Annotated in this window: 10 protein-coding genes; 1 reads left to right on the top strand and 9 read right to left on the bottom strand. The window is 27.2% G+C overall.

What is annotated here, in order from left to right:
* Window positions 1-199 precede the first annotated feature (199 nt).
* Complete coding sequence (locus RSF37_RS14215) at window positions 200-493, top strand: hypothetical protein (RefSeq protein ID WP_332565046.1); 294 nt, start codon at window positions 200-202, stop codon at window positions 491-493.
* A 114-nt stretch (window positions 494-607) separates the two neighbouring features.
* Here RSF37_RS14215 and rpsD read toward each other — a convergent pair whose 3' ends face one another.
* The 9 genes from rpsD to RSF37_RS14170 all read right to left on the bottom strand — a co-directional run bounded on the left by rpsD (window position 608) and on the right by RSF37_RS14170 (window position 10354).
* Window positions 608-1201 carry a 30S ribosomal protein S4 gene (gene rpsD, locus RSF37_RS14210; RefSeq protein ID WP_332565045.1) on the bottom strand — a complete coding sequence of 198 codons (594 nt, stop codon included), beginning with the start codon at window positions 1199-1201 and terminating at the stop codon, window positions 608-610.
* A gap of 164 nt (window positions 1202-1365) precedes the next feature.
* On the bottom strand, window positions 1366-2289 hold the full coding sequence (locus tag RSF37_RS14205; RefSeq protein ID WP_332565044.1) for a sensor histidine kinase: 924 nt from the start codon (window positions 2287-2289) through the stop codon (window positions 1366-1368).
* An 18-nt stretch (window positions 2290-2307) separates the two neighbouring features.
* On the bottom strand, window positions 2308-3045 hold the full coding sequence (locus RSF37_RS14200; protein ID WP_332565043.1) for an ABC transporter permease: 738 nt from the start codon (window positions 3043-3045) through the stop codon (window positions 2308-2310).
* Entirely contained in the window at window positions 3038-3955 is a 918-nt protein-coding gene (locus RSF37_RS14195) for an ATP-binding cassette domain-containing protein (RefSeq protein ID WP_332565042.1), read from the bottom strand. The genes RSF37_RS14200 and RSF37_RS14195 overlap by 8 nt, the downstream gene beginning before the upstream one ends.
* A gap of 91 nt (window positions 3956-4046) precedes the next feature.
* The gene (locus RSF37_RS14190; protein ID WP_332565041.1) at window positions 4047-4739 is read right to left on the bottom strand and encodes a response regulator transcription factor; all 693 of its coding nucleotides are present in this window, start codon (window positions 4737-4739) and stop codon (window positions 4047-4049) included.
* A 148-nt stretch (window positions 4740-4887) separates the two neighbouring features.
* A complete protein-coding gene (locus RSF37_RS14185; RefSeq protein ID WP_332565040.1) occupies window positions 4888-5934 on the bottom strand; it encodes a galactose ABC transporter substrate-binding protein in 1047 nt (348 codons plus the stop codon).
* Between the two features lie 33 nt (window positions 5935-5967).
* Window positions 5968-6936: a substrate-binding domain-containing protein gene (locus RSF37_RS14180; protein WP_332565039.1), complete on the bottom strand. Its 969-nt coding sequence runs from the start codon at window positions 6934-6936 to the stop codon at window positions 5968-5970.
* Window positions 6937-6950: 14 nt separating this feature from the next.
* Window positions 6951-8735, bottom strand: coding sequence for a sensor histidine kinase (locus RSF37_RS14175; protein WP_332565038.1), 1785 nt, complete (start codon window positions 8733-8735; stop codon window positions 6951-6953).
* Between the two features lie 17 nt (window positions 8736-8752).
* Window positions 8753-10354, bottom strand: a complete 1602-nt coding sequence (locus RSF37_RS14170) for a response regulator (protein ID WP_332565037.1) — start codon at window positions 10352-10354, stop codon at window positions 8753-8755.
* Window positions 10355-10612: the final 258 nt, after the last annotated feature.

Genomic DNA, 10612 nt, shown 5'->3' with positions numbered 1-10612 from the left:
CGTTCTTTAAATTATCTTCTTCAATAAAATCATCTTCTGAAAGTGAGTACTTCTTCATATAATCAAAAATAATTTCTTTATTATTATTCTTTAAAAACTTTCCTAGTTGATCATATTTTACTAAGAAACCCGTTATATATTTACCATTTTTTTCAACATATGATATAATTAGTTTGTATTATGTTATGGGAGGTTATCAATGAAAAAGATAAAAAATTTGGAATTAACATTGACTTTACTAATTGTATCAATAGCTCCTTTTATTATTCCTGCAAACGTTATCCAAACTTCTAGTAATAGCTTTCAATTTGGTTTTCCATTCAACTATTTAACTATTTATCAACCTCATGTTGAAAGTAGTCATTTATTTTACAATCTATTTGCTGGCAATAATGGAATACATCTTAACCCCTTACAACTATTATTAGATTGCGTTATTATTTATTTTATACTTGTACTAATTTTTAAATACTCAAAAAAATTCGCAAAATAAAAATAGCCACCAAATATTTTTGGTGGCTACATTATACTTACGTATAAAATATTAATCTGCACATTAATATTTTATTGTTGTAATTTAGCAAGATATACTTCTTTTCATACTATGTTATTTTGAATAAAATTCTACGATTAGTTTATCATTTATAACTATAGGAATTTCTTCCCTTAATGGTTTTCTAGCAAATATTGCTTTAAAATTTTCTATATCCTTATTAATATAAGGAATTGTACTTATACTATTATTTTCAAATGTATTCTTAAATAATTCCGTCTTTCTTGATTTTTCTTTTAAAGTAACTTCATCACCTATAGATAATCTATATGATGGTATATCTACTTTTGTACCATTAACTAGAAAATGACCATGATTAACCATTTGTCTAGCTGCTCTTATTGAAGATGCGAATCCCATTCTGTAGACCATATTATCTAATCTTGATTCTAACATTTGTATTAAAGTCTCACCTGGAAGTTCTTTAGATTTAAAAGCCTTTTTCACATAAATTGAAAACTGTTTTTCAAGAACGCCATAGTATGCTCTAAGCCTCTGTTTCTCCAATAATCTTATTCCATACTCTGATAACTTCTTATCAGCTCTACTACTACCTTTGGTTGCACGCTCCATTGCTTTTGGATGACCTGTAACATTCAATCCTAGCCTTCTGCACATCTTAAACCTCGGGCCCATCATTTTTGCCATTGCAAACCTCCTATTAAAATAATTTTATGAACTCATATTATCATAAAACTTCTTTAATTGAAAATGATTATCATTCCATTTAAACTCTTTTATCTAACTTATCATACTCATGCTCCTAAATTCATTATAATTCTAACTAAATTACAAAAATGCCTACAAGCTAACTAATAGCTTATAAGCATTTTCCATTTAATCTTAACCGATAATTCATTTCCATTCTTCTCAGCCCATATTTCATGACCTTGCTTTTCAACTAAAATCTTAGTAATTGCAAGACCAAGTCCTGTGTTTTGCCCAGTTCTCATTTTATCCGCTGTAAAAAATCTTTCAAATATTCTAGTTACATCAATTTCATTAATGTTAATAGTGTCATTAGAAAACTCAGTAATAATCGAATTTCCCTCTTCATATAACTTAACATTAACATTTCCCTTTGCATATTTTAATATATTCTGAATTAAGTTCGTAAATATCCTATTAATTGCTTTAATATCGCCATTTATTATATAATTTGAATCTCTTATATCAATTATAGGCTGAAGACCCTTAGCTTCAATATCATCATAAAATGCAGCCATAATTTCACAAAGAACTGAACTAATATTAACTTTATCAAATTCTAAGTCATACTCATTAGCCTGAAGTCTAGATAAATCATAAAAGCTTCCAATTAATCTACGTAATACTATTGATCTTCTCTCTATAATGTCCACATACTCTGTTCTATCTTCCATACTTAAATTATTATCATTAAGAAGCTGTACATATCCAATTATTGAAGTGAGTGGGGTTCTTAAATCATGAGATATATTAGCTATCGCTTGCCTAAGTTCTAAGTCACTTCCTCTATATTTCTCCTCAACTTCTCTTTTAGATGTAATACCTTTATTAATCTCACAAACTAACTGTTCAACATGTTTACTTGGATACTTAACTTTAAGCATTTCATTAGTATCTTTATTATTCAATTCACTAATATCATCTTTTAAATTATCTATGTTTTTAAGTAATAATCTATACATTATAAAGGAAATGCAAAGTATTCCTAATAGAACAATTACTACTATTTCAAATATTAAGTTTTGCATTTCCAAAATCATCCCTTACTATTTAATTTCTTGCGTGCTAAATACTGTTACTCCTATAACTAAGAATATTGTAGTATAAATTATCCCACTTACTACAGCAATAAATAAATATTTAGAAGTAGCACCTGCTACTTGAATATTACTTAATATGCTGCTCATAAGTACTACTCTTATGCACTTTAATTTATCCCAAAATACAGTTTCTGCAATCCCAATAATATTTGGAAGAGCGGTAAGTATCAAATAATAAATTATGTATACAGCGCCTCTTTTAATTATTATTACTAATAAGTCAATTAAGGCTATTCCTGCAAAGTACATAGGAATTGAGTATAAAAATCTTTCAACAGTTTCTCTAACAATTCCATCCATTGTACCATTACTTTTAATAAACATTAATGATATAATAACTGCTATTGTACATATTACCATCGTTGTACATGCTAATATTACTTGAGTTATATATTTACCTAAATATATATCCCTTTTAGATAAATTTGATACTATAATATTCTTGTATGTACCTTCTCTAAAATCATCTAGAAATACAGTCGCAAATACCATAACTAAAATCAATATAAAATTAAAGCTCATACCAAGACCACTAATTATATATTCTCTATAAACACCATCTACATTCAATAAATATAAACTAAACGGTACCGCCATTATACATAGCACAAGTATTATATTTAATTTATATATAAATGGTTTTTTAGAATATTTAAATAATTCCGCTTTTATTAAATTAAACATTTATGTTACCTCCTACTAACTGTATAAAGTAATCTTCTAAATTACTACCGACTGTTTGTAGTGAGTATACTTTAATATTCCCTTTAACTAATGCCTCATTGACTTTGTAAGATTCGTTTATGTACTCATAAACTCTTATATTATGCTCATCTAAAACATCATAAGATGTACATCCCATTTTTTCTAATAAAACTGCTGACGTTTCTACATCATCAACTTTTATTGCAATGTGGTGCCTGCACTTAGAATCCAATTCTTCTCCTGATAATTCTTCGATAAGTTCACCATTATTTATGAATCCATAACATGTTGCAAGCTGTGAAAGTTCTCCTAATATATGACTTGAAATAAGTATTGTAGTCTTCTTAACTTTATTTAGCTTAGTTAAAATATCTCTTATTTCTTTTATACCCATAGGATCTAATCCATTAATAGGTTCATCTAAAATAAGAAAATCTGGACTTCCTAGTATTGCAAGTGCAAGCCCTAACCTTTGCTTCATTCCAAGAGAAAAGTCTTTAAACTTTTTATTTTCAACTTCTGTAAGTCCAACAATATTTAAAACATTATCTACTGCATTAGATTCAACAACCCCTTTTTGAATTCTATAATATTCCAGGTTATCTTTAGCTGTCATCTTTGGAAAGAAGGCTGGTGTCTCGATTATTGCACCTATTCTTGAATGTTCTTTTATTCTTTCATTTTTCGTTGTCTTTCCAAATAGTTCAATTTCGCCTGAAGTTTCATCTATTAAGGAAGTTATCATTTTCATTAGAGTAGTTTTACCTGCTCCATTTCTTCCAACTAATCCGTAAATATCCCCTTCTTTAATGGTCATATTAACACCATGTACAGCAAATTTATTACTATATTTTTTAGTCACATTTCTTGTAGTAACTATATTTTTCATTAAACTATATCATCCTTTCTTTTGTTTAATAATTTAATTTTAGAATATATTTTAAAAGATATCTTAAATTAAACCTTAAGAAAGCATTAAGTTAATCAAGTTTGAATCCAATTCCCCATATAGTTTTTATATATTCATTTTCTTTATCCACTTTATTTATTTTTGATCTTATATTACTCATATGTACGTTTATTGTATTATCATCACCTAAAAAGTTTTCTTTCCATACTGATTCAAAAAGATTTGCTTTAGTAAAAACCTTTGTAGGATTACTCATTAAAAGTTTTAGTATTGTTATTTCTTTAGCTGTTAAAGATATCTTTTCCCCATTAACTTTAACTTCTAGTTTTTCTAAATCTAATTGTAAGTCCTTATATCTTAGTATATTATCATCTTTAGTCTTTTCTGATGGAAACTCTTTGTATCTTCTAAGTTGAGCATACACCCTAGCTAATAGCTCTCCTACGTCAAAAGGCTTTGTTATAAAATCATCTGCACCAATTTTTAAAGCATTGACTTTATCTATTTGAGCAGTCTTTGCTGATATAACTATTATAGGCATATATTTAGTAGTTCTAACTTTTTCTATTATTTCTTCACCGCTCATACCTGGTAACATCAAATCTATAAGAATAATATCAAAATTATAAAACTCTATACACATTCTTCCTTCACTACCTGAAAAAGCTTGAATTACTTCAAATCCTTCTTTTTTAAGAATGTTATATATAAGATTGTTTATATCTTGGTCATCTTCCACTATAAGAATTCTTTCTTTCTCCATAAAAATCCCCTCTTTATTATTTTTATATTTATGATACCACAATTATAATTTTACAAAAAGTTTTAGCATTTATTGTAATTATAGTCTTTGAATTTATACGTAAAAAAATACTTAAATATTAAAACTAAGTTTAATATTTAAGTATTAATTATCTTTCTATAAATAATTGTACATCATCTTTTGTTACAATAGTATGGTCCTCTCTTATATACTTTCTATTTAAAATTTTCTTTTCTCCATCTGTCCCCTCTAATGTAGTCTGCATATAAGCTATATCAAAAATATCTTTAGCTTGTTTGTAAGCATCACTTAAAACCGTACCAGTTAAACTTCCCTCTTCAATAGCTTTAAGAGCTTCATCAACACCATCAATTCCAACTACTACTGGTATATCATTTTTATATTTTGAATCTTTATACGCATCTATTGCACCTAATGCCATTTCATCATTGTTACTAAATACAACTTCTATTTTATCTCCGTATTCATCAATCCACTTATCCATCTTATAAGCTGCTTCATCTCTATTCCAATTTGCTATATCATTACCAAGTTTCTCAAGCTTAACCCCAGACTCCTCTAATCTTTTAATGCTATATTCAGTTCTAATTAAAGCATCTTGATGCTCCTCTTCCCCTTCAAGCATTACATATTGCAATATAAAATCATTATTTTTATCTACATTCTTCTTATTACTTTTATAAGCATCAAGAACAATATCCGCTTGTAATATTCCTGATTGCTCAGCTTTTGCTCCTATATAATGAACCTTATCCCATATATTCATATCTTCTTCAACAGGCTCACGATTAAAAAATACTACTGGGATATTTGCATTTTTCCCTTTATCAATAATAAATGCAGCTGATCTTCTATCCACCAGATTAATGCACATAACATCATAATCTTGAGATACAAATTTATCTACTTGCTCATTTTGATTATATTGTTTTCCCTTTGAATCCTCCACTGTTAATGTGATTTTATACTTACCTTCTAATTCCTTTTCTTTTACAAACTTCTCTAAGTGTTCTATAATACTTGAAATAAAAATATCAGATTTTTCATAAACACTAACCCCTATTTTAAGTTCATCTAAAGGTTTAGAATTATTTGAATTATCTTCTTTGCAACCAACAAAAATATTAGAAATAAACATTAAGGATAATGTTACAGATAGAGTTTTTACCCACATTTTCAAAGTCCCCACCACCTATGAATAACTTTATTATTTAACAAAAGGAAAAAGTAATTTTTGATTTTTTTCTGAATACATATTTCTTTTATTTACTATTGAATAATCAATTTCCTTTTCATAAACCTTTTCTTTTTTCAATTTCTTTATTGCAGTCTCAACCCCTAAATACCCTACATTAAATTCATTGTAAACTACAATTCCATTTATTATATCTTCCTCTATATAAGATAAGATTTTATTATTTTTTAAGGCACCATATACTTCAAAATTATTATCAACCTTCAAATCCTTCTTAACCTTTGCAATTACTTCAAGTATATTAATATCAAAAGTCACCATTACATCAATATTTTCTTCTTTTACAAACTTTACTAATTGATTATAATAACTATCTTTACTTCCTTCTAATGTTAAATTTGATAATGTATTTTTAGTACTTCTAAGCTCATAACAAAAACCCGCATCCATCTCTTTTAAACTACTACAATTATTATCTTCTTCAACTATAGCTATTTTTTTTCTAGTATTTCCTCTTTGAATTACTTCCTCAGCAAGACTTCTTCCAAGCTCATAATTATTACATGATATATAATCAAACTTTTCATTAGATTTTATTTTAGAATCCATTAATATAACCGGAATTTTATAATTAACTTTCTCAATTATATTTGACAATTTCTCATAATCTACTGGTGATATTAATATACAATCAACTTTATTTTCCACTGCTTCATTTAGCAACTTAATTTGATTTTCAACATTATCCCCTTTTGATAAAGTGTACACAGTTACTTCTGCATTTAAATCCTTTGCTGCTTGCTTAATACCTTCAGTTATGAATCTTAAATTATCTTCTTTTTCACTTTTACTAATATAAGCTATTTTATAAACTACATTATCACTCTCATCAAATTTCAAATAATTAATTATTACTATTGAAAAGAGAATACATAAAATAAAAAGAGCTATTAAAATTATCTTTTTTCTTTTTAACTTCATTTATTATTCTCCCTTCAAATTTCATACTCAACGTATTCCACTGATTTCATATGAATTCTAATAGTAGTTCCTTCATCTGGCTCACTTATTACTTCAAGTCCATATTCATTTCCAAAGTATAGCTTAATCCTTTCATTAACATTCTTAAGACCTACTCCAGATCCTTTAGTTTTTCTTTTCTTATCATATTTTAATAGTGAACTTACAACCTCTTCTGGCATTCCAAGTCCATTGTCAATTACATCAATAAATAAGTCTTCGCCTTTCTTATAAGCTTTTATATTTATTTCTCCATCTCCATCCATAAATTCCATTCCGTAATATATAGCATTTTCAACTAATGGCTGAACTACAAGTTTTATAGTTGATAAATTTAAAACATCCTCTTTTGCATCTATAGTATAATTGAATTTATTTTTATAACGTATATTTTGTATTGTTAAGTAATTACGGACATGCTCTAACTCATCTTTTACTGTTATAACGTTCTTTCCTTTACTTAAACTTATTCTAAAAAGTCTAGCAAGGGCTGTAACCATAATTATTGCGCCATCATACTTTTCACTTTCCACCATCCATATAATTGAATCTAGAGTATTATATAAAAAATGTGGATTAATTTGTGCTTGAAGTGCATCAAGTTCACTTTTCCTCTTAAGTTCTTGTTCTGTCACAATATTATCCATTAAAACATTCATCTGAGATACCATAGAATTTATTGCTTTCCCTAGATGTTGAACTTCATAAGACCCATCTTTAATTAAAAAGTTAATATTTAAAGCTCCCTCTTCAAATTTTTTCACTTTATTTTCTAACTCTTTTATTGGGTTTGCAATCCTTGATGAAACTATTATATTTATTGTTGTTAAAATTAAAACTCCAAAAAATAATATAAATACTATAAATATTCTCATATGACTATAACTACTTGTAATATCATCAATCGGTGTAACAGCAACAATTTTCCACCCAGTGTATCCAACTGTTTTAACTGTAACTAGCCTTTTCTCATCTCCAAATTTCTCTATTAACGTTCCATCATCATATTCTTTTGCTATACTATTGTTTTCTTCCATTAAATCTGAATATATAAGTTGCTGCCTTGGGTGATATATTATCTCTCCCTTTCCGTCCATTAAATATATATATCCTGACTTACTAATGTCTGTATTCTTAAATATTCTCTCTATTTCACTAAAGTTCATATCAACCAAAAGTACCCCTTGACTTATTTGACCATCAAAAGTAAGCGGAGCTACTCTACTAAGGGATACAACCCATTTGTAACTATATCTTGGATCTTTAAATAAGTTTTGTACATGTGGCGTTGAAAAATGCAAGTTCTCCTTTTTGGAAACAGCGTTAAAGAACCATTCATTTTCTCTAGGATCTATAGATGGTTTTAGTTCTTTTAGGGGATACCCTTCTACAACTTCCCCATAGTTCGAAAATAAGGTAATACTTGCAAGGAAATCTTTATTTGTTTCATATATAAGTTTGATTTCTTTATTAATATCATCAGTTTCTAGATCAGATTTCTTTACAACGTTATAATATATTCCATCTGATATTTTCATTACATTTCTTAAGTAACTATCTAAATTTATATTAACTTGATTAACTATAGCTTCGTTATTTTTAGATGTAAGATTTTCATTAATTTTTATAAACTTAACATATAAAACTTGTCCAAATGCAACCATTCCAACAACTGCAATTATAGTAAAGGAAATTGATATAATATATTGAATACTTCTGTTTTTATATTTGTTTTTTAAATTGAACTTTGAAAACTTCATAATCCCTCCCAAAGCATTTAATTAGTTCTATATTTTGATGGAGATACTCCAAATCTCTTTTTAAATACATAACTAAAATAGTTTGGTTCTGGGTACCCAACATTTTGAGCTATTATATATGATTTGTAATCAGTTGTGTTTAATAAATTAACTGCCGCATCAAGCCTTACTGTAGTTAGGTAATTTATGAAATTTTCGCCAGTTTCTCTCTTAAATATTGTTGAAAAATAAGTAGGACTAACATGAAGATGACCGCACAGCTTTTCAACTGATATTTCACTATCACTGTAGTTTGAATCCACGTATTCTTTTGCTTTTTCAACAAGTAATTTAGATGTATCTAAACGTTCTCTTTTTATTAAACAGTTTATTTTAATCCCTTTTTCTATGAACCATTCCTGAGCTCTATCCATTGAGTTGAAATTATCTATATGACTATAACAATTAAATTCTTTTCCAAAAGCTTCTTCTATATTTAAATTATATGCTTGAACAAGCTTTAATAGTGATGTTGTTATTTGTATTAAATATATTTTATATTGATTATATGGAAGCAATAATTTTTCTGCTTTTATGAAAAATTTGCTTATAGATTTTTTTATTTCTTCATTCGATTTTATTTTTATTGCATTTAGTAATTCTCTTTCATCATTTTCATCAAATTGTAGCTGTACGCTATTATCAGGTTCAACATCATCTATATAAATTGCACGGCCTGTTCCTAAAACCATTCTATAGTGCATGGCATTTCTAGCCATTTTATATGATAATCTTATTTGAGAGTAGTCTGTTGCTATTTGTCCAACTCCAGCCGAAACGCTTTTTTCAGTAATTCTCTCTGATATTTTGCATACTTCATTTAAGCCTTTGATAAAGTTAAATATATTCTCTTTATTATTAAAGTTACTTATTACTACTATCGTTCTTGAATAAATAAAACTTACGTAGTTACAGTATTCACCCATAACTTCATCTATTATTTGTTTAATTGATATATCTATTAAATCTTCTTCTGCTATTTCTATCTCTTTTTCATCTTCTAAGTTATCTGTATGTATAACTCCAACAGCATAAAATTCTTCTGTAAATTCTACGCCTACCCGTTTTCCTTCTTCCCCCCATAATTCTTCTTTTATTCTGCCTTCAATTGTACCAACTAAAAATTTTTCTTTTAGTACCGGAAGGCTTCTTTTATAGTATTTATATAATTTTTCTACATTCTTTTTCTCATCAAGTTCTTCATCCATTTTTATTTTGAGTTTTTTAATTACTTCTATTAATTCTATTGAATTTATAGGTTTTAACACATATTCGTATGCATTTATTTTAATTGCTCTATGTGCGTATTCTAATTCATCTGATCCTGAGAAAATTATAATTTTCGTCCATGGCATTATTTCTTTTATTTTTTCTCCAAGTTCTAATCCATTCATAAATGGCATTTTTATATCTGTCATAACTATGTCTGGCTGTAATTTTTCTAATTTTTCTAATGCATCTTTTCCATTTTCTGCATCACCGACTATTTTGAAACCGTATTTTTCCCAATCTATCTTTCTTATTATTCCTTGACGAATCTCTTCTTCATCATCAACTATTAATACTTTATATAAATCCATCCCATATCCCTCACATATTTAAGTACTCTCGTTTTACTTTTAATACCTTTTATCCCTTATTATAGATTATCGCATCTTATTTATTGTTATTCAACATTTAATTTAATTAAATACAATTTTCTATTTAATATTTCATTTTTCTACTCGTGATTTTGCATATTATATTTATAGATGCCTTATATATAAAACTTCTCTTTATTATCATGTTCTAATTAATTGTTGTTGTGATTATATATTTATTTTCTTGTCAATAATCTA

It is taken from the genome of Clostridium sp., from assembly GCF_036643715.1.
Taxonomy (GTDB): Bacteria; Bacillota; Clostridia; order Clostridiales; family Clostridiaceae; genus Clostridium.
Note: the sequence above shows the minus strand (reverse complement) of the source record. Positions and strands in the feature narration are given on the sequence as shown.

What these genes read in the sequence shown, in the direction of transcription:
- RSF37_RS14215 (WP_332565046.1), top strand. Translation starts at nt 200, where the DNA reads ATGAAAAAGATAAAAAATTTGGAATTAACATTGACTTTACTAATTGTA.
- rpsD (WP_332565045.1), bottom strand. Translation starts at nt 1,201, where the DNA reads ATGGCAAAAATGATGGGCCCGAGGTTTAAGATGTGCAGAAGGCTAGGA.
- RSF37_RS14205 (WP_332565044.1), bottom strand. Translation starts at nt 2,289, where the DNA reads ATGCAAAACTTAATATTTGAAATAGTAGTAATTGTTCTATTAGGAATA.
- RSF37_RS14200 (WP_332565043.1), bottom strand. Translation starts at nt 3,045, where the DNA reads ATGTTTAATTTAATAAAAGCGGAATTATTTAAATATTCTAAAAAACCA.
- RSF37_RS14195 (WP_332565042.1), bottom strand. Translation starts at nt 3,955, where the DNA reads ATGAAAAATATAGTTACTACAAGAAATGTGACTAAAAAATATAGTAAT.
- RSF37_RS14190 (WP_332565041.1), bottom strand. Translation starts at nt 4,739, where the DNA reads ATGGAGAAAGAAAGAATTCTTATAGTGGAAGATGACCAAGATATAAAC.
- RSF37_RS14185 (WP_332565040.1), bottom strand. Translation starts at nt 5,934, where the DNA reads ATGTGGGTAAAAACTCTATCTGTAACATTATCCTTAATGTTTATTTCT.
- RSF37_RS14180 (WP_332565039.1), bottom strand. Translation starts at nt 6,936, where the DNA reads ATGAAGTTAAAAAGAAAAAAGATAATTTTAATAGCTCTTTTTATTTTA.
- RSF37_RS14175 (WP_332565038.1), bottom strand. Translation starts at nt 8,735, where the DNA reads ATGAAGTTTTCAAAGTTCAATTTAAAAAACAAATATAAAAACAGAAGT.
- RSF37_RS14170 (WP_332565037.1), bottom strand. Translation starts at nt 10,354, where the DNA reads ATGGATTTATATAAAGTATTAATAGTTGATGATGAAGAAGAGATTCGT.